The sequence below is a fragment of the Streptomyces sp. NPDC051219 genome (assembly GCF_040682335.1).
GTDB lineage: Bacteria > Actinomycetota > Actinomycetes > Streptomycetales > Streptomycetaceae > Streptomyces.
This window is the reverse complement of the sequence record NZ_JBFBAS010000030.1, coordinates 53,853-75,060: the sequence shown is the minus strand read 5'-3', so window position 1 is coordinate 75,060 and position 21,208 is coordinate 53,853. Positions and strand designations below refer to the sequence as shown.

Genomic DNA, 21,208 nt, shown 5'->3' with positions numbered 1-21,208 from the left:
CTCGCTGCCCTCGGCATGGACGTCACCATCGCCTCGCGCGAACAGACCGCATGAACCGCGCCAACGCGTATCACTGCAGGTGATTTTCAAGAGAGGTCTGGGGTGTGGAGACCCGCAACCAGTTCTCGATCGGCGGAACGCCGGACCGGAACCGGCGAGGACCCTGGAGATCCTCTCCCTCGCCGGCTCCTAGCGGTTCTTCGACGAGTTGGGCACGGTTGCCGAAGCGGCCCCCATCCACCGGCCCGGCCTCCCCATGCACCCGCACGGCGCGGCCGAAGAAGGGGATGTCAAGCCCGGTGCTCCCCGTCAGGTAGTGCTCGACCGGGCGGGCAGGCGGCACGGCGACGTATCCGGTGCACCACTGGTTCTCTTCATCTCGCCCGGTTCCGTTACTGACGCGGACGGTCGAACCAGTCCCTGGCCTCCCCTCTGATCGAAAGGACGGCCACGAGGACACCGGCTGCGACACCAACGCCCCACATGCCATCGTGCGCCGGCACGCTGACGGCGCTGCCGGCGGCGATCAGTGAGCCAACGACCACCGCGCCGATACGGACGCGGTTGCCACCGTTGGTGAACTGCGCGGCCAGGACGATCGAGATTACGGCGAGCGTCCCGAACGGGATCGCTGTAAGAAAGAGGAGCCCCACTACCAGATGCCCCATGGCCCCGGTCTCCAAGGTAGCAGCGGCCACCATGAACCACAGGGCAGCGACGACGTTTCCTGCGCCTATGACAAGGAGCATGGCGCGGACGGACTTGACAGCGCTGGGCATCTGCCTCATGCGGGTTCCTTTGAACGGGCTCACGTGGATGCAGGCGCGCATTCCGTGACGGCACCCGCCGTCGCCACGCGCCAGTGCGCGTCGCCATGGCGCGCTGGCCGCAGACGCACAGAGTAGGAGCAGGTCGGCCGTGGGCGGCCGGGTCATGCCAAGTCGTTACCAGCGGGCGGATGGCCCGGCGGCCCAGTGTGGCAGACACCGCCGTCGTTGTGCCTGTTGCGCCGTGCCGAGCGGAACAACGACGCGAGGCGCGCCGGCGACGGGGGGTCGGTGCCGCCGCTCTCATCGATGAGCATGAGCACGTCATGGCTGGGCATTCGCTACCACCTCCCCTTCCTCCACGCCCGCCTCATGCGCACGACAGGCCCGCTCGCCCAACAGCTACACCGATCGGCGCAGCGTCGCGGCACTCCATAGCCGCGGTCCTCAAAAGGGCAGGCCCTCGACGCGGCCTGGCTTCCGCAGACGCTGCTGCCGCCCGTTCGCCGCCGGGGTGCCGCACCGGGTAATTCGCGTGGCGACCTGGCCGCCGTCGGTGAAGCCGGCCGAGCACTGCTCGCCGAAAACCCGGACCTCGTAGTGCGCCACGTGCATGATTCCAACAAGGACCGCCGCATGATCGCCGGAATGACGTACTTCCGGGTTCAAATGGCGCCGGCTCCCTGTCGCCCACGCCGGTTCATCCATCGGATGGCTAGCGAGCGGACCACCAGATTTATCCGGTGGGGAATCGCTTCTCGGGGCCGCCCTCAAGCCCTCCGGATGATCCGAAGGGAGGAGTCACGAACTCGTAGGTGGGATGGGCGAGGATTCGGCGGTGCAACCACCGTGAGCCGCTCAGCACTCCGGTGCTTTCCCCAGGTCCGTCGCTGTGATGAGCCGGCCGCTGCGCAGCTGCTTGTCTCATGCCTCGCGACGCGTTACCCATAAGGGTAACAAAATGGACGTATGGACCTATATCGCGGCGAGGTCACCGTCATTGTTGGCCATGTCGAGTACACAGGCGAGGCGGATCTGCATGAAGAGGTGGACCGCGGGCGCATTCGCACAATGGGTACGCCGAGCATCGTGGACGGCCTGATCTCCTGGGGCGGCACCCTCGTGGTGAGGGACGAGGATGCGGCCGGGAGTATCCGGCAGGCCGACGTGTGCAGGCTGCGGTTGCGGGACGGCCGCGAGGGGACCTTCGTGGTGAGGGAGGATAATCCAGGTGCCCTGCATCTGGTGATCATTGGCAGCGGGCCGTCCCCGTATTGAGTGACTGGCTCAAAACCGGCTGCGGTGGAGATCAAGCACCAGTGGGCTCGCCGGGAGTTCGCCGGCGCCGCCCGGAGGCGGTTCGATGAGGAGGATGCCGTCGTCGTTCGGGCGACACCACCCCCGTGGGGTCTGCCTCGACCAGTAGAGACCACAGCTGTGTCACCTCAGCCCCCGTCATGTCATCCGACCGCGCTGCCCTCGCCACACAGGCAGGGCGCAGGCGGGTTCCCCCTGACGGAGGATGCCCGGGTACCACGGTTCGTGGTGAACCGGGCGGGCGCGCGGGCACTAGCCTGCGCTTTGTGGGGTGACCACGGTGAACAGCCCGCCGTCCGGATCTCTCAGCGCAGTCGAGCGGGTGTGCGTGCAGGCATGCACAGATGACACAGTGCTGCCGCCGAGCCGGGTGGCAGTCTCGACGGCGGCTGCGAGGTCGGGGACGTAGAAGTAGACGTGCCAACGAGGCCGGGCCTGGGGATCGGGGGCCGCTTCGACGGCGCCGCTGCTGAGCCGTGCAACGGTGTCATGGCCCTGGCGGAGCACGACGTGATCCTCTTCGTAGGAAACCTGGCAGCAGCCCGGGCGTTCGCAGGCCCAGTCGAGGACTTCGCCGTAGAAGATAGCGGCGTCGAAGGCGTCCCGTGTGCGCAGCTCGAGCCAAGCCGGTGCCCGGTCGCGGCCCACGGTCCAGTCCGGAATTACCTGACCTTCCCAGAATCCGAAGACTGCGCCGTCGCGGTCAGCAGCGAGAGCAGCGCGGCCGACGCCGAACGAGAGCGGGCCGACCGCCAGGGTGGCGCTGCGTTCGCGGATCCGGTCAGCGGTCACGTCCGCGTCGGCGACGGCGAAGTACGGGGTCCACGCAACCGGTACGGCCAGGTCCCGGGCGAGCGCCCCGATGCCCGCCACCCGCGCGCCATCCTGGCAGGCGACCGAAAAATCCTCCCCGAGCCGCGTGCGGCGAAAATCCCAGCCGAGCACAGCGCCGTAGAAATCCTGTGCGGCTGCAAGATCGCGGGCCATGAGACTCACCCAGCACGGCGCACCGAACACCTGATGACTCGACGTCGACACGACAGCCAACCCCATCCGCCACTCGCACGCGACTGTAACCGTCCAACGATACCGCTGGGCATCCTCACGGTTCGATATCTGAAAGAGGGCCCAGCAGCTTGGCTGCCGAATTGTGGAGGTCGAACTCCGCGGTGTCGTGGTCGGTGGTGATGAACCCCAGGAGACCGCCGAGCAGGAGCACCGTGTCAGGGGGGCGTGGGACGGAGGACGTCGTGCGGCTTGGCCTGGTCGCCATCAAGGCGCTTCGTATGTTGCCCCAGCCGCCCGGGCCGCCGCTGCCGAAGGCGCCTCCGCCGTCGTCGTCGTGCTCAGGTCTGTCCTCGCGCTCCCGGTCCGCTGTGCGTGCCGTAATTCCGGGACCGGCCCGGTTCACTCGCCGAGGAGCATCCGATCGAACGGCATCGGGTTGTCGTACGGGTCCTTGACGGTCGGCATGTCCCGCCGGTCCACCTCGAGCGTGAGTTCCCGGGCGGCTCGTTGGATCCGGCTCACCAGCGATCCCTGGGCGGCGTCGCCGCCGCCCCAGTCCTCCGGCGCGGCGAACACTGCGGTGGGCGCGACCACCGCGTGCAGATAGGTGAACATCGGTCGCAGTGCGTGTTCCAGGATCAGCGAGTGCCGTCCGGTGCCGCCGGTCGCGGCGATCAGCACCGGCTTGTCCACCAGCGCCGCGTCGTCGAGGCTGTCGAAGAACATCTTGAACAGCCCGTTGTACGAGGCGGTGAATGTCGGTGTCACCGCGATCAGGCCGTCCGCGCGTGCGACGGTGTCGAGCACCTGCCCCAGTTCCGGCGACGGGTAGCCGGCCAGCAGGTGGTTGACCAGTTCATGCGCGTGGTCTCGGACCTCGACGATGCTGACGTCGATCTGAGCGCCGAGCTGCTCCAGTTCGTGACGGGCCGCGTCGGCGAGCCGGTCGGCCAGCATCCGGGTCGACGACGGCAGCCGCAGCCCGGCCGAGACGACTACGAGAGTGCGGTTCATCGCGCGGCCTCCTCAGAGTGCGACGTCACCTGTGCCCGCGCCGCCGCTTGCAAGGAGGCGTGGGTCGGGGCGCCAGGAACATGGGCAGGACGACCGACGGCGAATTCCTTGCGCAGCACCGGCACGATCTCGCCCAGCATCTCGATCTGCTGGAGCACGGTCTTGTGCGGGACGCCGATGCCGTCCACGTTGAACAGTTGGCGCTGGTAGTCGCCACCGGCGTATTCGCGGTACGTCAGCACGCGGTCGATCACCTGTTGCGGGCTGCCGACCAGAACCGCGGTCTGCGCCATCGTGTCCTCCAGCGATGGACCGTGGCCGTACGCCTGCGAGTTGTCGAAGTAGGGCCGGAACTCGCGAATCGCCTCCTGGGAGTTCTTCCGCACGAACAGGTGCGCGGCGAGGCCGACGATTGCCTGGTCGGCGGGGCCGTGCCCGTAGTGCTCGAAGCGGCGCCGATAGAGCCCGACCAGCCGCTGGATGTGTTCCTTCGGCCAGAAAAGGTTGTTGTGGAAGAAGCCGTCGCCGTAGTAGGCGGCCTGTTCGGCGATCTCCGGGCTGCGGATAGAGGCGTGCCAGACGAACGGCGGAGTGCCCTCCAGCGGGCGCGGGGTGGAGGTGAACGACTGCAGCGGGGTACGGAACTTGCCCGACCAGTCGACGACGTCCTCGCGCCACAGCCTGCGCAGCAGTGCGTACTTCTCCACCGCAAGCGCGATGCCGTCGCGGATGTCCTGGCCGAACCAGGGGTAGACCGGTCCGGTGTTGCCCCGGCCCATCATCAAGTCGACGCGGCCGTCCGCGAGATGCTGCAGCATCGCGTAGTCCTCGGCGATCTTCACCGGATCGTTCGTGGTGATCAGCGTGGTCGACGTGGAAAGCAAGATCCGTTCCGTCCGCGCCGCGACATAACCGAGCAGTGTGGTGGGCGAGGAGGGGACGAACGGCGGGTTGTGGTGCTCGCCGATCGCGAAGACGTCCAGGCCCACCTCCTCGGCGAGCTTCGCGTACTCCACCACCGCCTTGATCCGGTCGTGTTCCGAAGGTGTCCGCCCGGACACCGGATCGCGGGCCACGTCCCCTACGCCGAAGATCCCGAATTGCATCTTTGACCACCTGTCTATAGTCCGTCGTTACTTGTTCTGCAAGAAATGGTGCGGCCGCCGAGAAGTTACTCGTCGGGCGGTGCGGGACCGCGCGCCCTTGGCGGGCACGTGAATTTGATGCTGCCGTCCACCAGCAGCGCCTGCCCCTTGACGTAGGCGGCGGCGGAGAAGAGAAACGCCACCATGGCGGCGATGCCCTCGGGCCTGCCCAGCCGTGGCGCGCGCACCGACGGGAGCATCTGCTCCGGGCACTCCTCTGTGATGTTGAACGCGACCTCCGAGCAGGAACACACCGGGCGACAGAAGGCTGGCGCGGACGCCGTGCTCGCCGCCGACCTCCGGCGGGACCCTCACCGCGTCTCTTGCCCGCATGCCGATCCCGGGAGGGCCATCAAACGCGAGAGGGCACTCGGCTCACGTTGCTCCCCTGCGTATTGAGAACTTCGGGGTCGCGATGCCGCCCTTGCCCGGGAAGGTTGAGGTCAGGCAGGCGTTCAGACGCTGCTCGTCCACGGTGCCGGCCGTTCGCGGGACCGGCGAGTGCCGGCGGGCACGGGACGTCGTCGGTCAGAGATGCGGATTGCACCCGGCCGGCGAGAGCCTCTCCCTTTTTGCGTCCCGGACGGGTGCTGTCGAGGATGATGCCGATCTTGGTCATGGTGGTCATTCACTGCTTCTGAGCGGTCCGGGGTAGTTGCCTGGACAACTACTTACTTGCAGAGTGAAGTAGACGGGAAACTGCTTGACGTGTCAAGCAGATCCGGGTTCCGCGTCGGCGTCGGCATAGCGGCGAGTGGTGTGCCGGGCTGGACGGCCTGAGCGACGAGCCCAGACCGGGCGTCCCCCAGGAAAGTCACCGACGCCGATGCCGAGCGGGTGATCGTCAAGACGCTTGAGGAACGGCCGACGAACGCCACGCACTGGTCGACAGGGTCTGTCCAGTGAACGGTGGTTCTGGAGTTGTTAGTGGGTCAGCGGCGGGCGGCGGAGAGCCGACCGTCGAAGGTGATCTCGAAGGCGTTGAGTGCGGCCTTCCAGCGTTGTGACCTGGGGTTTCGTGGTTTCGCGGTAGTAGTTGGCTTCGTATTCAGCCGGTGGGATGTGCCTTATCTCACCGTGTAGTCGGCGGTGGCAGTACCAGTCGACCCACTCGGCGGTGGCGAGCTCGACCTGGGAGAGCGTCCTCCAGGGCCGGCCGGGTTTGATCAGCTCGGTCTTGAACAGGCAATGCCGCGGAGTTAACCCGTTCTGCACCACGTCAAGTTGATCAACTTGACGTGGTAGGGGCCAGCCATTCGGGGGCGATCCGGTATCTCCCTCGCCCTTCTCTGATCAGCATGGTCTGCTCGGCCCACTGGTTGCTCTGTGTGCACAGGCTGCGGTACTTCGCCGTCACCGTGATGCCGAGGGCCTTGCTGATCTCGACGGTTCGCCAAGCTCGTCCGGGATCGGTGCGCAAGAGCCGCAGGGTGCGCTCCCTGAATTGATGGTGAGTGCGGCGGCCACGCCTGTCTGGGCCCGCCATGACCAGCGGCCGATCTTCGCGCTCCGAAGCCGCTGCGGCTCGGCCAGCCTGGCCGGCAGGTGCTGCTCGAACCCGAGCAGCTGCTCGGCGCGCTCCACCAGGGCGGTGTACTGCTCGTCGAACGCCGCGTCATCGGGCCCCAGAGCGCTCAGGCGAGCCTGCCGCTCGTCCATCACCGTGAACCCGTCCCATCCGTGACGGACCGTCAGCTGACCGGGGTCGTGCCCCGCCGCGTGGTGTAGCCCGTGGGCATTTTGCGGGGGGTCCGGTACAGCACACACTGGCGAAGCGGCCCTTCGGGCACGCTCGGATCCTCGAAGTCGTCGGCCGGATCGCGGGTCATGCCGACCCGGCGCATCACTGCCTGGGAACGGAGGTTGTTGACGGTCGTCGACGCAACGACCTCCGGTAGCCCGAGGGCCTCGAAGCCGAACGCCAGGCAGGCCAGGGCAGCCTCGGTGGCGTAACCGTGACCCCACGCCGAACGCACCAACCGCCAACCGATATCCACCCCCGCGAACGGCATGTCCTCGCCCACCTTGTCCAAGCCGGCGCGGCCGATGAACTCACCAGTCTCCCGTGCTTCGAGCGCCCACCACCCAAAACCTCGCTCGTCGAACTCGGCCTGCATGAGTGCCACCGCGGCATCGCTTTGCTCCCGTGTGAGCAGTTCCCCCAGGTGTTCTCGGACTTCGGGATCGGCGTTCATCGCCGCCCATGGTTCGAGGTCGGACTCCTGCCACCGGCGGAGCAGGAGACGATCGGAACGCAGTTGTGGCATGCCGACCAGCTAACGCCATCACGATTAGGGTGTCGATCGGTTATGTCGAACCCTGCGGTGCTCACCAATGCCAGCCCCCCGTGCGCAGATCTTCACGGCCTACACCACCCGGCGGGACGCCATCCCGACCGGACTCACCGCTCGCTGCTGCTACTCCTCATCGACTTCCAGGCTGCCGCCACGGGAACGGGCCCCGTGGCGGCAGCCCTGCCGGTTGAACAGACCCGAGAGTCCGCAGCGTCAAGGAAGGCCACCTTCGCCTGTGGACGGTGCCACCGACGGGGTGCTGTCCGCTCTGTGAATTTTGAACTCAACCCCGACAGAGTGCCTCCCGGAGAGTTGAACAACTGCTGGAGAGCTCGTGAACAAGACCAGCCGTCGGAGGCTGAAGCTGGTGGGGGAGCACGCGGACCACAGCGGTACGTTCCGCCAGCTGCTGGCGTAGGAGCTGGTTCTCGGTCGTGGCCTGGTGCAGTGCGCCGACGGTTGCAGGCTCCCCGAGCCTGGGGTTCGAAGCGCTCACCACTTCCGCAACGAAGGGCAGCCGTGGGTCCGGCAACCGGAGGGATTCACATGATTCGGTGAAGCGCCCCAGGGACTCTGTAATGCGGCCATTTACCCTGTGGACGTCGGGGCAACCAGGTTGGGGGGACACTGGGCGTATGGCCCTACCGAAAACGCATCTTTGCTCGGCCTGCTCGGACGATGCCGCGCAGGACACAGTCCTTCACCAAGATCTCGTCGTCGGGGCACCGCTGTCCATGGAGGACCTCACCGACGCGCAACGTCTCGACCGGTTTGCCCGCAAGTACGCCCACGACGGTTGCCAGGTCAGAGAAGTCCGGCGGGTTCCGCACGACAGCTTGAGCGGCTACGCCTGGTCCGTCCGCTTCACCGAGAATCCGTGACAAGTTGATCACCGGGCAGACTGCGTGACAACCACGGCGGACAGTGCCGAACAACGGCGGACGCATGGGAACGGTCCACGCAGGTCAGCGGCATAGTGACGCCTGCTCAGTCCCCTGCCCGAGTTGCTTCGGGACGAAGAGGTCGTGGGTTGAAATCCCGCCACCCCGACTTCGTAAGACCAGGTCAAGGGCCTGATCCGCATGGCGGATCAGGCCCTTCCTGCGTTCCAGGTGATCGTTTGGGAGAATCTGGGAGAAGATCTTGGCCGCCTTCTCCCAGGACTCCGGGCGAGTCATCGTCAGCCGCTCAGAGGGGTTACGGGGACATGACGTGGGGCTCGGCGCCCGGCGCCCAAGGAGACAGCGGAAGTGATGGCGTCGTCTCACCTCGCGCACCACCTGCTACATCGAAGTCCACAGCGACGGCAGGGTCACACACAGCGCTGACCGCGCGACGTACGAGCGGGCGGTGGCCGGCGACTCGCGGCTTTACGCAGTGTGGCCCGGGGAGTGGTCGAGTCACCTGTTCGCGATCGACGACCTGGACGAGTACGCCCGGGCTCACGGCATCAAGCACGACGCAGAGCGCACTGGCCTCGCAGACCATGTCCGCGAGGTGCTGTGCGCCGAGTCGGAGCACGAGCAGAACCCCGTAGCCCGTACATCAGCGCGGCACGGCATGATTCGCCGTCGAACCATCGCGCTGCACCGCCGACTCAGCAGGAACCGCGGCATCTTCCTTCAAGTGGCCCTTTTCGCCGATTCGGGTGGTTAGCGAATCGATAGGGTGACGGCGCGAGGTGGCCTGTCCGCCTCCACCTGCCGCCGACAACATCAGAAACCTGGGGGGTTCGCCGTGCCCGTTCCTCGCGTGAGCACTACACCGCTGCCGGGCATCGGGGTCCGCTACGACCTCACGACCCGCGAGCATCGCCGTCTGTCAGTGATCGCCCACCGCGACGGCGCCCGGACGCTGAACGCCTACCGGCGGGACGACCCGGACGAGTGCGCGCTGTCGGTGAAACTGACCGGTCGCGAGACGGAGGCGCTGATCGACGCCTTGATGCCCTCGCACCACAGCCCGAACCTGCTGTCCACGACCGACCTGGGGCTGGTCGCGGAGCGGATCGAGCTGGCGTCCACGTCGCACTGGAACGGGCGGGTACTGGGCGAGACGCGGATGCGGACCGAGACCGGCGCTTCCATCGTCGCCATCCTGCGCCGCTCCGGCGCGATACCCTCGCCGGCTCCCGACTTCCGCCTGGCGGGCGGGGACACACTGATCGTGATCGGCACCCGCGAGGGCGTCGAGGCCGCCGCCGCGCTCCTGGGCCGGGAGTGAGCGGAATGCACTCCTCCGCTGTTTTCCTGATCGAGTTCGGCGCTATCATCCTCGGCCTCGGCCTGCTGGGCCGCTTCGCCGGCCGCTTCCAGTTCTCCCCCATACCCCTCTACCTCCTGGCCGGCCTCGCCTTCGGCAAAGGCGGACTGCTGCCGCTGGGCACGAGCGAGGAGTTCGTCGCGATCGGCGCCGAGATCGGCGTCATCCTGCTCCTGCTGATGCTCGGCCTGGAGTACACCGCCAGCGACCTGGTCTCCAACCTCAAGACCCAGTACCCGGCCGGTCTCGTCGACGCCGCACTCAACGCCCTTCCCGGCGCGGCTATGGCCCTGCTGCTCGGATGGGGGCCGGTCGCCGCCGTCGTCCTGGCCGGCGTCACCTGGATCTCCTCATCCGGCGTCATCGCCAAGGTCATGGGCGACCTCGGACGACTCGGCAACCGCGAGACCCCGGTCATCCTCAGCATCCTGGTCCTCGAAGACCTCGCCATGGCCGTCTACCTGCCCATCATCACCGCCCTGCTCGCAGGCGTGAGCCTGGCCGCCGGAAGCCTCACCCTCGCCATCGCCCTCGGCGTGGCCGGACTCGTCCTCTTCCTCGCCGTCCGCTACGGGCGGGTCATCTCGCGCTTCGTCTCCAGCGACGACCCCGAGAAGCTCCTCCTGGTCGTCCTCGGCCTGACCTTGCTGGTGGCGGGCATCGCCCAGCAGCTTCAGGTCTCCGCCGCGGTCGGCGCCTTCCTCGTCGGCATCGCCCTCTCCGGGGAGGTCGCGGAGGGCGCCCACGCTCTGCTGAGCCCGCTGCGGGACCTGTTCGCCGCGGTGTTCTTCGTCTTCTTCGGCCTGCACACCGACCCGGCCAGCATCCCCCCGGTGATCCTCCCCGCCCTGGCCCTGGCTGTGGTCACCGCGGGCACAAAGATCGCCACCGGCTACTGGGCCGCCCGCCGGGCCGGGATCTCCGTCAAGGGACGGTGGCGCGCCGGTGGCACGCTCGTTGCGCGCGGCGAGTTCTCCATCGTCATCGCCGGCCTCGCCGTCACCGCCGGCATCGAACCCTCACTCGGACCCCTGGCCACCGCCTACGTCCTGGTCCTTGTCATCCTCGGCCCGCTCACCGCCCGCTACACCGAGCCGATCGCGACCTACCTCACCGGACGGCGCCACAAGCAGACCCCCGAGGTCCTGCTGGAGCCGGGCCTGGTTCCGACCCAGCAGCAGGCGATGGACGACTCCGACACCGTCGGCCGCCCATGAGCGACGCGGCCTGAGCGGCGATCACAGGCCGGGACACGTTCCTTCTGCTCGCCGCCCTGGCCATCCACCTCGGCGGCGCCATCGGCTTCGCCAGAAACCTGCCGCGCCTCCAGCTCCGCGACCAGGGATGGCAGCGGGACACGCAACGGTCATCCCACCTCAAGCGCATCACGCTCACGCTGCTGGTCAGCTTGTGGCCGGCGAGCTTGGCGTACCTGGCGTGGAGAATCGCGGCACGTCGGCAGGGCCGGAATCGATGAGAGCACAAACGGCGGTCTCAGCCGGTGGTTGCCGTGATCACCGATTCGGTCGTGAGTGTCTTTGACCTGCGGCTACGCTGCGCCGTCTTTCGCACCGGGCGGCTGGGTCGCGCCAAGGGGGACGGTGCCGGTGAAGCGGGTCAGGACCGGGCCGGCGATGGCCAGGATGAAGACGTAAGCGGTTACGAGTGGGCGGAGCGTGTCCTGCGTGGCGCCCACAAGTCCCACGATGACCAGGGAAAACTCGCCCCGTGCGATGAGCACGGTCCCGGCGCGCAGCCGGCCGCGGCGGCCGACCTGGTCGCGGGCGGCGGCGAACCGGCCCGTGAGTACCTTCGTGGCAGTGGTGACGGCGGCGAGTGCGAGTGCCGCGGGAAGGACGGGCAGCAGGTCGCCGGGGTCGACGGACAGCCCGATGGCCAGGAAGAACACGGCGGCGAAGAGATCCCGTAGAGGGCTGAGCACGGCCCGGGTACGGGTCGCGGTCTCGCCGGTGAGGATGAGGCCGACGAGGAAGGCGCCTACGGCGGCCGAGGCATGGACGGCCTCGGCCAGGGCCGCGACGATCAGCGTCAGGCCCAGCACCCGCAGCAGCAACTGCTCGGCGTCCGGGTGAGAAACGAGCCTTCCGACGTGGTGGCCCCACCGGTAGGAGACGGTGAAAGCCACAACGACGGCACCCCCGGCGGCGAGCACGCCAAGTACTGCCTGCCACCACTGGCCGCCCGACGCGAGCACGGCGAGGACGGGCAGATAGAGGGCCATGGCACAGTCCTCCATGACCAGCACCGAGAGTACCGCCGGTGTCTCGCGGTTGCCCAGCCGCCGCAGGTCCTCCAGCAGGCGGGCGACGATGCCGGAGGAGGAGATGTACGTGGCGCCCGCCAGGGCGAGGATGCCGATGCCGTTCATGCCCAGCAGCCAACCGGCCACCGCCCCGGGTGCCGCGTTCAGCCCGAGGTCCACCAGTGCGGACGGCACATGCCTTCGCACCCCCACCGCGAACTCGGGCAGCGAGAACTCCAGCCCCAGGGCCAGCAGCAGCAGGACCACCCCGATGGCGGCGCCGGTCTCGACGAACTCACCGGCGGCGGGGACCGGCGCGACGCCGCCCTCGCCGATCGCGAGGCCGGCGAGCAGGTAGAGCGGGATCGGGGAGAGGGTGAAGCGCCGTGCCAGCGTCCCGAGCACGCTCAGTGCGGCGAGGATGATCCCCAGCTCCAGCAGAAGCGCGACTGGCGTACGCACCGGGCTCAGCCCCGAATGATCTGTTCCACACCCGCGATGCCCTCGTGGGTTCCGATCACCACCAGCACGTCCCCACCGCGAAGGATCTCCTGCGGGGTGGGCGAGGCGATCACGTCCTCGCCCCGCACGATCGCGACGACCGATGCACCGGTCCGAGTCCGTGCCCTCGTGTCACCCAGCGGCCGGCCGTCGTACGCGCTGCCCGTGCCCACCTCGACCTGCGCGGACATCAGCCCCGGCACTTCCTTGGTCAGGTCGGCGAACCGCTCCGCGATCCGCGGCGCCCCAAGGATCTCCGCGACCGTATCCGCCTCCTCGCCGTTGAGCTGCAGCACCGGCCGCCCCACGTCCGGGTCCTCTTCCCCGTAGACGACCAGGTCGAAGGCACCCGTGCGCCTGGCCACCACGCCGACCCGGTCACCACGGTGATTGGTGAACTCGTAGCGCAGACCCACACCGGGCAGGAGAACCTCGGTGACATCCATTTCCCCATCATCAAGTGATGCCCGAGGGATGGCATGCCCGGATGGGCTGCGCGGGGATCAAGGCCGCGTGACGCGCACACGTCTCAGCCCCCTGGCCATCCTGATCTTCATGGCCCAGGTGAGCGAGATGCGCGACGTGCCATGGGCGGGTGAACCCGCTGATCATCGGCGGGCTGGCGCTGATGGTGTTCTTCCCTAAGATCACTACCGCGATCCCAGCCCCGCTCGTGTCGATCGTCATCCTGACCGGGATCACCATCGCGGCCGGGATCGCGGTCCCGACCGTCGGCGACAAGGGCGACCTGCCGGTGCCCGGCCTGCCGGACGTGCCGTTCACCCTGGACACGCTGACGACGATCGCCCCGTACGCGTTCGCGATGGCGCTGGTCGGCCTGATGGAGTCCCTGATGCCCGCCAAGCTGGTCGACGACATCACCGACACCCACTCCAGCAAGACCAGCCATACGGCCCACTCCTCCGCACCCGCGTCCCTGGCGGCCCGACCAACGAGTACAGGTACGCGGTTTGACCAGCCGCGATGAGTTTCTGGGCGACAGAATGACGTGGCGCGACCTGCTCGAGCGGTACCCGCGGCGCCGCAGCGCGGCGATTCGAGCGCCGGGGGACCGGCTCTTGGGAGTCAGACGAGGCGCTTACGGCCCCACATGAAGATGAACACCGCGACGGCGGCAGTCAGGGCGAAGAGGATCGAGGCGCCGAACCACTGCATGCCGCTCATCTGCGAGATCGGCAGGTAGTCCACCGACCAGCCCACGATGTCGGCCTTCTGCACACAGGCGTCGCGAGCCTTCTCCGACGCCTCGTGCGCACAGGTGCTCCAGCCGAGGGTCTCCCCGGCACCCGTGACGTAGGACTGGTCGATCTGCATGGCGCCATGGGGTAGACGCGGGGAGGGGACGTTGATCCCCTTGTTGGTGGTGACCGTGACGATGTTGCCGAGGTCCAGCCGGAAATAGGCCCAGACCACCTGGACGGCGACGGCGAAGGTGAAGGTGACGACCATGGCGATCAAGGCGCGGCGCAGGACCATGCCGATCGCCACGCCGCCCACGACGGTGAAGAGTGCGAGCGCGACGGGCACGGGTCCGGTGTTGTCGAACGCGGCGCCGGTTTCCCACCCCAGAACCGTGGTCTCGTTCTTGACCGGTCCCCACCACCTGCCGAACTGGAGTGAGAGCGCCACCGTGCACACGACGACCACCAGGGCGCTGACCCCGAGCTTGGCGGCCAGCCAGCGGACGGGACTGACGGACTGGGAGGTGACGAGTTTGGCGGTGCCGTTCTCCAGGTCGCCGGCGAGCAGAGGGGCGCCGAGGAAGACGCCAAGCAGGATGGGGATAAAGCCGAGGCCAAAGCCGACCTTCACGAACATGGCGGTGTGCGGGCCCATGCCCTCGAGCCACTTGCCGGACGCCGAGTCGGGCCAGCCATGGGCGGTGAGGTGCTCCATCAGGCCGGCACGCTGGTAGACGATCCACGCCACGGACAAGGCCGTCGCGGCAAGGAGGGTCCAGTAGGCGGCCCGGTGCTGGCGCCAGATGAGCCAGGTCACGCCGCTGAGCCGGGGGCCGCGGGTGGCGATGGGGGACGCAGGGGACGCAGTGGACCCGTTGGGCCCGGCGGCGGGGGTCTTTGTCAGGTTGCTCATGCCGCCGCCACCCGGGGGCCGTTGGAGCCGTAAATCTGGCCCGGGACCTGGGCTCCGGGGCTGATCAAAGGTGGCGCGTCGGGGCAGCGCAGATAAGAGAGCAGGAGTTCTTCCATGTTCGGGGTGTGGGCCTGCCACTGGCCGGTCACCGGGCCGTCGGGGCGGATGAGGGCGGTGACCTGGCGTCCGCTGGTGCGGCATTCGACGACGGTGTGGCCGGCGAATTCCGCCGGAACGCCCTGGGCTTGGCTCTGCCACTGGCTGTCGCCCTCGCCGCTACGGACGCCCTGCAACAGCACGTGGGCGCTGCGGAGCTCGTCCACATCGCCGGCCATGCGCAGTCCGCCCGTGGAAATGACGAGGAGGAAGTCGCAGACGCTCTCCAGCTCACTGAGCATGTGGGAGGACATCAGCACAGTGGTGCCGTGTTCGGCGGCCTCGGCCAGCAACATGCTCATGAGTTCGTGGCGTACCAGCGGGTCGAGGTCGGACATCGGCTCGTCGAGCAGCAGCAGGTCGGGGCGCTTACCAAAGGCGAGGGCGAAGGCGACACGGGTACGCTGCCCGCCGGAGAGGGTGCCGATCTTTGCTTCCATGGGCACGTTGCCCGCGCGGACGATGTTCTCAGCGGCCCGCTGGTCCCAGCCGGGGTTCAGTTCGCGGCCCAGGCGCAGCGTCTCGGCCACGGTGAAGCGGCGAAACAGCGGCTTCTCCTGGGCGAGGAACGCCGTACGCCGTCCGGCCTCCGCGGATTCCGGTGCCGCGCCGAACACCTTGAGGGAGCCGTCCGTTGGCTCCAGCAGATTGGCGGCGATCGCCATCAGCGTCGTCTTTCCCGCCCCGTTGGGGCCCACCAGCCCACAGATCCGGCCGGCAGGCAGCCGGAACGAGCAGTCCCGCAGGGCCCAGCCCCGACGGTACTTCCTGCCCACTCCATAGGCCTCTATCGCCGACTCCTCCGCCGGGCCCCCAATGTCCATGGCATCCCTGGCGTTACTCACTAGTACCCCTCAATTCCAGACTTTCCGCTGCTCCGGCGGCCGCCGTGGTTTCGGCGTACCGCTCCTCCAGGACCGCCGCGACCAGCGCGGCCACGTCCTCCCGCTCCAGGCCCGCCTCGCGTGCCCGCTTCATCCACGCCTCCAGCTCCCCGCGCAGCGGGGAGTCGGCACCCGCCTGAGGGCGGGCCAGGGACCGGCGAATGAAGGTGCCCAGGCCGGGCCTTGGCTCGACCAGCCCTTCGCGTTCCAGCTCCCGATAAGCCTTGAGCGTGGTGTTCGGGTTGACGGCGCAGGTCTCGGCGACCTCCTTGGCCGTGGGCAGCCGGTCCCCCGGCATCAGAACGCCAAGTCGCAAGGCCTGCTTGGTCTGCTGGACGATCTGCTGGTAGGCGGCGATCCCGCTCCGCCTTTCGATGCGGAACTCCACGAACTCACTCACCCTTTAGTTACTCGATTAGTGGAATGATGATGGGGGCTGATCCGAGGCCTGTCAAACGGACCGGCTCCCACGGCCCCGTCGGGACAGAAGCGTGACCGATCCATGACATGGGGAGTACTCTGGCCACCCAAGACTCTTGAGCCCATCCGCACCTGCCATTGACAGCCGCGAAGCGCGCGAGAGCGGGTTTGGTCACCTCGGAGCACCGTGTGGCCGTTTCCAACGAGCGTCATCAATGTCGAAGACCGCGAGGTAGAGGCCCTGGGCGAGCCCGGGGCCGCGAGGGGTGACCCCCCGGCCGAAGTGAATCGAGCATGCCGACCCGGTGGTGTCAGCTGCACGGTCCGGAATTCCGGGCCGGCCTCGTAGGCTGCATCGAGCGCCACCTCAGGCACTGGTAGAAGCGCAGGGCACGGTCGGCATCAGCCACGGGGATGACGATGACCTCGCGCGCTCATATCCGTGGCCCGCTCTTCGACGACGGCCGTTGCGTCGCCCTGCTTTGCCTTCAGGATGCTCGTGTCGACCTCCCGTGACGGAGGCCCGGCTCGGTTGTGACTTCTGATAAGACGCGACCGGCGGGACGCCGCCACGGGATGTAGAGATGGTTGATCAGGCATGCCGCCGTCTGTGGCTAACCGAACGTGACGCGTACGCCTCGGCGCTGGACTCGAGGAACGTGATCTCCAGCGTCCGCTCGCGGACCGTGGCGTGCTCGCGTACGAGCTGATGGACAGCGAGTTGGACGGCTTCGTCGACACCTCGCCAATCTGCTCGACGACGAGGCCTGACCGTCGGCACGGGCTCCAGTACGGCAGCGACGTCCTTCGACGGCTGCCTCACCGGCACCGGACTCATGTAGCCCACCATCGGCGACATCACCGTTTCGACGTCAGTAACACATCGGCACACATGTGTCCGCGTCATGCTGAGGGGGCTCACCGAACAGCGGGAGCCGACCCGATGACAACCACTCGTGCCCAGGCGGGCGGCGAGTCCGGCACGTAGTCGGGATCGTTTTCGTCCCACGACCGGGCTGCGTGCTGCCGAGGGAACAGACCCACCACCGTCCGGCACGGTGGTTGCGTGCCCGGCCAGGGCGTCTGTCCGTCGGTCAGGGCCACGATGACATCGGGCCGGGGCCCCGCTCGGAGCGCCCTGGCGAAGCCCGTGCGCAGATCCGTACCCCCACCGCCTACCAGCGGTATTCCCTCGGCACGGCACAGCGGGTGCACGATTCGGGCCGCCGCGTCGCACGACAGCACGGTGATCAGGTCGCGACGGCCGCCCACGGCGCGGGAGATCGCGGCAACCTCGTGGAGTGCGCTGCCCAGTTCGGCGTCACTGACTGAGCCGGACGTGTCGATGATGACGCAGACCCGAGGCGGCCTGCGCCTCAGGCTCGGCAGAATGGCGCCGGGCACCCCGGCCGAGCGCCGAGACGGGCGGCCGTAGGTGTAGTCCTCGCCCGCGCCGGGGCCGGAGGTTGCCGAACGGACCGCCGCTCCCAGCAACTCCCGCCACGGCTGCGGCGGGTGGAACGCCTCCTCCGCCCACCGCTGCCACCCTTTCGGGGCGCTGCCCGGGCGGCCGGTGATGCCCTGCGCCACCCGGAAGCGAACCGCGTCCCGTTCCTGCGCGCTGAGGCCGTGCGCGCCGTCCGGTCCCAGGTCCCAGTCCCTTTCCAATCCGTCGGCGCCGCTGCCGCAGTCCAGCCAGGCCAGGTTCTGGGTACGCGGCCCGAGCCGGAACTGACGCAGGTAGTCCTCCATGAGCTCCCCCTCGGAGAGCCCCAAAGTCCCCGGTTCGACCGCTCCTTCGGGCCGGACCAATCCGTCACCGAACGCGTCGTCGTTGATCTCGCAATCCGCGGCGATGTTCATCCGCAGCCGTTCCCCGGGGCCGGTCAGCCCGCGCTCCCGCGCGACCCGGTCACTGCGCCCGTGATGGTCGCGCAGCAGGTGCGACACCTCGTGCACCCATACCCCGGCCAGTTCCTCCACCGGAGTCCGGTCCACGAACGCCGGCGAGACGTAGCACCGCCAGTGGCGGTCGACGGCCATCGTCGGTACCCGCCGCGACTCAACGACGTGCAGGGCGAACAGCGCCGTCGCCAAGTAGGGCCGGACCCGGGCGGCGTGCAGCCGGGCGGCGAAGAGCTTGTCGAGGTCCAGTGTCCCCGGTGCGTCCGGGATCATCGGCCGGCCTTCGTGGCGAGCGCGGACCGGGCCGCCGCCCGGTCCGCTCGCCGGGACAGGGACACCGCTCCGGCGAGCCGCTCGATCGACGCCGGAACGTCCCAGTCCTCCTGACGCAACGTGGCGAGCGTGGTCGCGGGGACGACCACCAGGTCCGGGGCTCCGGTCTCAAGCGCCCGGACCAGGAGCGCCCACGCCGCGTCCCAGCGGGACTTCTCCGGACGCTGACGGACCGCGTCCACCACGCCGTCCAGCACGGCCTGGCGCAGGTCCCCCCGCTCGGGCAGGGCGGCACCCGCCGGGTCGGCGAGGAGCACCTCGGGGTCCGGGAGGTCCATCCGGTCCAGGCCGGCCAGCAGCTCCAGGCCCGGACCGTCCCCCACTGTGCCCCTGACCAGCAAGGAAAGAACTTCCCGGGAGGATCTTGCGGCAGTCGTGAAGGCGATCAGGCGCAGGGTCATCTCCCAGCTTCGAGGTGACGGCCAGGGGCCGCCCCGGCGCGTTTCATTGCTGGGCAGCCGGTGCACGAGCCCAGGGCGGGCGGAGAGGAGCCCGCACACCGCGCGGCGGGCGAAGTCCACGGCCTCAGGCAACTTCTCCGGGTCGAGCTGGGGCAGTGTTGCCCGGGGCCACGTCCCGCCGAGGCCGCGTACCACGACCTCGTGGTCGTGGGTCCACTGAAGATGAACGAACCGGTTGGCCAGAGGCGGGCTGAGCTCCCAGCCGTCGGCCGCCGAGGATCGCGGATTGGCGGCAGCCACGATCCTGACCTCCGGCGGGAGTCGCAGGGCGCCGATCCGCCGCTCGAGCACGAGGCGGAGCAGGGCGGCCTGAACGGCCGGTGGCGCGGTGGACAGTTCGTCCAGGAACAGCAGTCCTCGGCCGGCCCGTACCAGTCGCACTGCCCAGTCCGGCGGGGCCATGGGTACACCCTGTTCCGCGGGATCGTCTCCGACGATGGGCAGGCCGGAGAAATCGGACGGCTCGTGCACGCTGGCGATCACTGTGGTCAGCGGAAGGTCGAGGGCCGCGCCAAGCTGGGTCAGGGCCGCCGTCTTGCCGATCCCCGGCTCGCCCCACAGGAGTACGGGCAGGTCGGCGGCGACGGCCAGGGTCAGGGCCTCCAGTTGTATGTCGGGGCGCGGTTCAGTGGTGGTGTCGCACAGCAGGGCCAGCAACTCGCCGGCGACATCGAGTTGGCAGGCCGGGGCTGGTCCGGAGGGGGTGTCGGTTGCGGAGAACGTGGTGTATGTGGGCATGTTTGATCACCTATGGGTTCGTGGTGAGGCGAGTGGGTGAACCGGGCGCGGGTGCAGGGGACGGAGGTCCCCCGGTCAGCGGGAGGTCGCGTGGCGCGGGTGCGAGCGGCGGTCACGGGGACGGCGATGATCCGGGTGGATGCGGCCAGGTCCGGTTCCGACCAGGCCTGCCCTGAACAATCCGTAGGTGATCCGCCGCTGCGCGGCCGCCTCGAGTTCGTCCCGCAGAGCGCCGCTGCGCAGCAGTGCGTCAGGGCCCAGCAGGGCCTCGACGACGGCCAGCGCACCGGCGATGTCGCCGTGGTGCAGGCGTTCGCGGACGCCTGCGAGGCAGTCCGGATGACGGTGCGCCTCGTCGATTGCCTGCAGGCAGGGAAGCGGAGTCCCGGTCAGTTCGGCCAGGAGTTCCTCCCGGCGGATCTCGGCGGGGTCGTGGTCCAGCGGGGCCAGTACCCCGTTGACGAGGCCGATCCGGTGCTGAGCTCCCCGGCACTCCACGAGGCGCGGTTGCCCTGCCCTGTCCGGAATCGGGGGTGAACCGGTCGGCGAACTTTCCGGTACCAGTGCCGAGGCGACCAGTGGGTGCAGTCGATCGGCCCCCATCCAACCGGTGCGGATCAGTGCCAGGTCGGGCAGCACCCAGGTCGCCGCGTCGGGCAGGACCGGCAGCGCGGAGGCGCGGCCGTCCGTGGACGCCGCCGCGATCGACAATACGGGCGGCCCGAGGCCGTCCTTGTCAGCGACCAGGTCCAGGAGCAGCCGATGTCGGGCGCCGAACCGCACGGTGACGGTGCCGGTGGGCCGCCCCTCGGCGTGGAGCAGTATCCCTGCCTCGGCCGCCCACCGGTCAACGGCACAGCGACGACCCTGTGGCACCATCCCCAGCACATCCGGGTTCACAGGACGGCCATCGGCGGGCTGCCGAGCGGCCCCGGACCGGATCCGCAGCTCATCGGTCCTGCGCGCGTCCCACAGGTGGCGGTGCAGGTCGAGGCGGAACCGCCGGTTCGGAGGGGGGTGCGGATGACGGCGGGCGGCGGCATCGCAGTGGGATCCGTCCCACAGCGCGAGGCTGATCCGCTGACCGGCATCCGCCCAGGCCGGCGCAGTCCGGGCCACCAGGTGCACCGGGTATGAGCCGTCACGCCCCGCAACGTCGTATCGGGCCAGAGTGATCGTCAGACCTGGGCGCAGCATCCCGTGCGGAGCGATCCTCGGCATGTGCCAGCGCAACAGGTCAGGAGCCAGATGACGGAGATCGGCCCGGACTTGGGCTGCGAGTTCCTGACCACGGGTACGCGCCACGGACCGCAGATTGAGATCGACATCGACGCCTGCGGCGGCGCACGCCCCTGCCCAGTCCCCGGCACAACGGCGGGCGGTCGCAGTCTCGATCATGGACGGCGGCACGGCGAACTCTCGCACGCGCAGCCAGAAGGAAAGGCGGGAATCCTCATTCGCGGTCTGAGTGAGCATCAGCACTCACCTTGCGCGGACGGGGCCCCCAATCTGTCAACAGAATGAGTGATCATCGCGGGGAGCATATCGCTCCTCACTCCGAGCTGCCAGGTGTTTCCGGTCGGAGCGCCACCCGGGCCCTGACCGCGGACGCGGCGGTGTGACCG

23 protein-coding genes and 2 pseudogenes are annotated in these 21,208 nt (G+C 68.7%); 6 read left to right on the top strand and 19 right to left on the bottom strand.

Going from position 1 to position 21,208, the window contains the following annotated elements; translation table 11 throughout:
* Positions 1-392: 392 nt before the first annotated feature.
* Entirely contained in the window at positions 393-788 is a 396-nt protein-coding gene (locus AB0M62_RS27375) for a hypothetical protein (protein ID WP_366076962.1), read from the bottom strand.
* A 426-nt stretch (positions 789-1,214) separates the two neighbouring features.
* Positions 1,215-1,382: a hypothetical protein gene (locus tag AB0M62_RS27370; protein WP_366076961.1), complete on the bottom strand. Its 168-nt coding sequence runs from the start codon at positions 1,380-1,382 to the stop codon at positions 1,215-1,217.
* A 354-nt stretch (positions 1,383-1,736) separates the two neighbouring features.
* On the opposite strand from AB0M62_RS27370, the gene AB0M62_RS27365 reads away from it, so the two are divergent.
* The gene (locus tag AB0M62_RS27365; protein WP_366076960.1) at positions 1,737-2,045 is read left to right on the top strand and encodes a hypothetical protein; all 309 of its coding nucleotides are present in this window, start codon (positions 1,737-1,739) and stop codon (positions 2,043-2,045) included.
* A 291-nt stretch (positions 2,046-2,336) separates the two neighbouring features.
* Here the strand turns inward: AB0M62_RS27365 and AB0M62_RS27360 are convergent, their stop codons facing one another.
* The 8 genes and pseudogenes from AB0M62_RS27360 to AB0M62_RS27325 form a co-directional block, all read right to left on the bottom strand.
* Complete coding sequence (locus AB0M62_RS27360; protein ID WP_366076959.1) at positions 2,337-3,071, bottom strand: VOC family protein; 735 nt, start codon at positions 3,069-3,071, stop codon at positions 2,337-2,339.
* A gap of 115 nt (positions 3,072-3,186) precedes the next feature.
* Positions 3,187-3,357 carry a hypothetical protein gene (locus AB0M62_RS27355; protein WP_366076958.1) on the bottom strand — a complete coding sequence of 57 codons (171 nt, stop codon included), beginning with the start codon at positions 3,355-3,357 and terminating at the stop codon, positions 3,187-3,189.
* A gap of 134 nt (positions 3,358-3,491) precedes the next feature.
* The gene (locus tag AB0M62_RS27350) at positions 3,492-4,106 is read right to left on the bottom strand and encodes an FMN reductase (protein WP_366076957.1); all 615 of its coding nucleotides are present in this window, start codon (positions 4,104-4,106) and stop codon (positions 3,492-3,494) included.
* Positions 4,103-5,212, bottom strand: coding sequence for a CE1758 family FMN-dependent luciferase-like monooxygenase (locus AB0M62_RS27345; protein ID WP_366076956.1), 1,110 nt, complete (start codon positions 5,210-5,212; stop codon positions 4,103-4,105). Before AB0M62_RS27345 ends, AB0M62_RS27350 begins: the two co-directional genes overlap by 4 nt.
* A 65-nt stretch (positions 5,213-5,277) precedes the next feature.
* On the bottom strand, positions 5,278-5,505 hold the full coding sequence (locus AB0M62_RS27340; RefSeq protein ID WP_366076955.1) for a hypothetical protein: 228 nt from the start codon (positions 5,503-5,505) through the stop codon (positions 5,278-5,280).
* Between the two features lie 766 nt (positions 5,506-6,271).
* Positions 6,272-6,436: pseudogene (locus AB0M62_RS27335) on the bottom strand (integrase core domain-containing protein); the annotation flags it as partial.
* A gap of 168 nt (positions 6,437-6,604) precedes the next feature.
* The gene (locus tag AB0M62_RS27330) at positions 6,605-6,910 is read right to left on the bottom strand and encodes a hypothetical protein (protein ID WP_366076954.1); all 306 of its coding nucleotides are present in this window, start codon (positions 6,908-6,910) and stop codon (positions 6,605-6,607) included.
* Between the two features lie 32 nt (positions 6,911-6,942).
* Positions 6,943-7,518 carry a GNAT family N-acetyltransferase gene (locus AB0M62_RS27325; RefSeq protein ID WP_366076953.1) on the bottom strand — a complete coding sequence of 192 codons (576 nt, stop codon included), beginning with the start codon at positions 7,516-7,518 and terminating at the stop codon, positions 6,943-6,945.
* Between the two features lie 662 nt (positions 7,519-8,180).
* Between AB0M62_RS27325 and AB0M62_RS27320 the strand changes: the two genes are divergently transcribed.
* The 4 genes from AB0M62_RS27320 (at position 8,181) to AB0M62_RS27305 (ending at position 11,024) form a co-directional block, all read left to right on the top strand.
* Positions 8,181-8,426 carry a hypothetical protein gene (locus AB0M62_RS27320; RefSeq protein ID WP_366076952.1) on the top strand — a complete coding sequence of 82 codons (246 nt, stop codon included), beginning with the start codon at positions 8,181-8,183 and terminating at the stop codon, positions 8,424-8,426.
* Positions 8,427-8,895: 469 nt separating this feature from the next.
* Positions 8,896-9,201 (top strand): hypothetical protein, encoded by a 306-nt coding sequence (locus AB0M62_RS27315; protein ID WP_366076951.1) that lies wholly within the window; start codon positions 8,896-8,898, stop codon positions 9,199-9,201.
* A gap of 81 nt (positions 9,202-9,282) precedes the next feature.
* Positions 9,283-9,768 (top strand): TrkA C-terminal domain-containing protein, encoded by a 486-nt coding sequence (locus tag AB0M62_RS27310; RefSeq protein ID WP_366076950.1) that lies wholly within the window; start codon positions 9,283-9,285, stop codon positions 9,766-9,768.
* A gap of 5 nt (positions 9,769-9,773) precedes the next feature.
* Positions 9,774-11,024, top strand: coding sequence for a cation:proton antiporter (locus AB0M62_RS27305; RefSeq protein WP_366076949.1), 1,251 nt, complete (start codon positions 9,774-9,776; stop codon positions 11,022-11,024).
* Positions 11,025-11,356: 332 nt separating this feature from the next.
* Here AB0M62_RS27305 and AB0M62_RS27300 read toward each other — a convergent pair whose 3' ends face one another.
* Both AB0M62_RS27300 and AB0M62_RS27295 read right to left on the bottom strand, forming a co-directional pair.
* Positions 11,357-12,532: a cation:proton antiporter gene (locus AB0M62_RS27300; RefSeq protein WP_366076948.1), complete on the bottom strand. Its 1,176-nt coding sequence runs from the start codon at positions 12,530-12,532 to the stop codon at positions 11,357-11,359.
* 5 nt (positions 12,533-12,537) lie between these two features.
* Complete coding sequence (locus AB0M62_RS27295; protein ID WP_366076947.1) at positions 12,538-13,017, bottom strand: cation:proton antiporter regulatory subunit; 480 nt, start codon at positions 13,015-13,017, stop codon at positions 12,538-12,540.
* Between the two features lie 82 nt (positions 13,018-13,099).
* Here AB0M62_RS27295 and AB0M62_RS27290 point away from each other — a divergent pair.
* Positions 13,100-13,475: pseudogene (locus AB0M62_RS27290) on the top strand (SulP family inorganic anion transporter); the annotation flags it as partial.
* Positions 13,476-13,657: 182 nt separating this feature from the next.
* Here the strand turns inward: AB0M62_RS27290 and AB0M62_RS27285 are convergent.
* The 7 genes from AB0M62_RS27285 to AB0M62_RS27255 form a co-directional block, all read right to left on the bottom strand.
* Positions 13,658-14,686, bottom strand: coding sequence for an ABC transporter (locus AB0M62_RS27285; RefSeq protein WP_366076946.1), 1,029 nt, complete (start codon positions 14,684-14,686; stop codon positions 13,658-13,660).
* The gene (locus AB0M62_RS27280) at positions 14,683-15,666 is read right to left on the bottom strand and encodes an ABC transporter ATP-binding protein (RefSeq protein WP_366076945.1); all 984 of its coding nucleotides are present in this window, start codon (positions 15,664-15,666) and stop codon (positions 14,683-14,685) included. Before AB0M62_RS27280 ends, AB0M62_RS27285 begins: the two co-directional genes overlap by 4 nt.
* Before the next feature lie 13 nt (positions 15,667-15,679).
* Positions 15,680-16,126, bottom strand: coding sequence for a GntR family transcriptional regulator (locus tag AB0M62_RS27275; RefSeq protein ID WP_366076944.1), 447 nt, complete (start codon positions 16,124-16,126; stop codon positions 15,680-15,682).
* Between the two features lie 612 nt (positions 16,127-16,738).
* A complete protein-coding gene (locus AB0M62_RS27270) occupies positions 16,739-16,984 on the bottom strand; it encodes a hypothetical protein (protein WP_366076943.1) in 246 nt (81 codons plus the stop codon).
* Positions 16,985-17,064: 80 nt separating this feature from the next.
* Entirely contained in the window at positions 17,065-18,324 is a 1,260-nt protein-coding gene (locus AB0M62_RS27265) for a VWA-like domain-containing protein (RefSeq protein WP_366076942.1), read from the bottom strand.
* On the bottom strand, positions 18,321-19,583 hold the full coding sequence (locus AB0M62_RS27260) for a MoxR family ATPase (protein ID WP_366076941.1): 1,263 nt from the start codon (positions 19,581-19,583) through the stop codon (positions 18,321-18,323). Before AB0M62_RS27260 ends, AB0M62_RS27265 begins: the two co-directional genes overlap by 4 nt.
* 75 nt (positions 19,584-19,658) lie before the next feature.
* Complete coding sequence (locus AB0M62_RS27255; RefSeq protein WP_366076940.1) at positions 19,659-21,059, bottom strand: hypothetical protein; 1,401 nt, start codon at positions 21,057-21,059, stop codon at positions 19,659-19,661.
* Between the last annotated feature and the right edge of the window lie 149 nt (positions 21,060-21,208).

Bases quoted from the DNA above. Each gene is read 5' to 3' on its own strand.
- AB0M62_RS27370 (WP_366076961.1), bottom strand. From the start codon at position 1,382: ATGCACGTGGCGCACTACGAGGTCCGGGTTTTCGGCGAGCAGTGCTCG.
- AB0M62_RS27375 (WP_366076962.1), bottom strand. From the start codon at position 788: ATGAGGCAGATGCCCAGCGCTGTCAAGTCCGTCCGCGCCATGCTCCTT.
- AB0M62_RS27285 (WP_366076946.1), bottom strand. From the start codon at position 14,686: ATGAGCAACCTGACAAAGACCCCCGCCGCCGGGCCCAACGGGTCCACT.
- AB0M62_RS27265 (WP_366076942.1), bottom strand. From the start codon at position 18,324: ATGATCCCGGACGCACCGGGGACACTGGACCTCGACAAGCTCTTCGCC.
- AB0M62_RS27325 (WP_366076953.1), bottom strand. From the start codon at position 7,518: ATGCCACAACTGCGTTCCGATCGTCTCCTGCTCCGCCGGTGGCAGGAG.
- AB0M62_RS27320 (WP_366076952.1), top strand. From the start codon at position 8,181: ATGGCCCTACCGAAAACGCATCTTTGCTCGGCCTGCTCGGACGATGCC.
- AB0M62_RS27255 (WP_366076940.1), bottom strand. From the start codon at position 21,059: ATGCTCACTCAGACCGCGAATGAGGATTCCCGCCTTTCCTTCTGGCTG.
- AB0M62_RS27330 (WP_366076954.1), bottom strand. From the start codon at position 6,910: ATGGACGAGCGGCAGGCTCGCCTGAGCGCTCTGGGGCCCGATGACGCG.
- AB0M62_RS27350 (WP_366076957.1), bottom strand. From the start codon at position 4,106: ATGAACCGCACTCTCGTAGTCGTCTCGGCCGGGCTGCGGCTGCCGTCG.
- AB0M62_RS27280 (WP_366076945.1), bottom strand. From the start codon at position 15,666: ATGGACATTGGGGGCCCGGCGGAGGAGTCGGCGATAGAGGCCTATGGA.
- AB0M62_RS27270 (WP_366076943.1), bottom strand. From the start codon at position 16,984: ATGAGTCCGGTGCCGGTGAGGCAGCCGTCGAAGGACGTCGCTGCCGTA.
- AB0M62_RS27295 (WP_366076947.1), bottom strand. From the start codon at position 13,017: ATGGATGTCACCGAGGTTCTCCTGCCCGGTGTGGGTCTGCGCTACGAG.
- AB0M62_RS27360 (WP_366076959.1), bottom strand. From the start codon at position 3,071: ATGGCCCGCGATCTTGCAGCCGCACAGGATTTCTACGGCGCTGTGCTC.
- AB0M62_RS27355 (WP_366076958.1), bottom strand. From the start codon at position 3,357: ATGGCGACCAGGCCAAGCCGCACGACGTCCTCCGTCCCACGCCCCCCT.
- AB0M62_RS27365 (WP_366076960.1), top strand. From the start codon at position 1,737: ATGGACCTATATCGCGGCGAGGTCACCGTCATTGTTGGCCATGTCGAG.
- AB0M62_RS27345 (WP_366076956.1), bottom strand. From the start codon at position 5,212: ATGCAATTCGGGATCTTCGGCGTAGGGGACGTGGCCCGCGATCCGGTG.
- AB0M62_RS27305 (WP_366076949.1), top strand. From the start codon at position 9,774: ATGCACTCCTCCGCTGTTTTCCTGATCGAGTTCGGCGCTATCATCCTC.
- AB0M62_RS27260 (WP_366076941.1), bottom strand. From the start codon at position 19,583: ATGCCCACATACACCACGTTCTCCGCAACCGACACCCCCTCCGGACCA.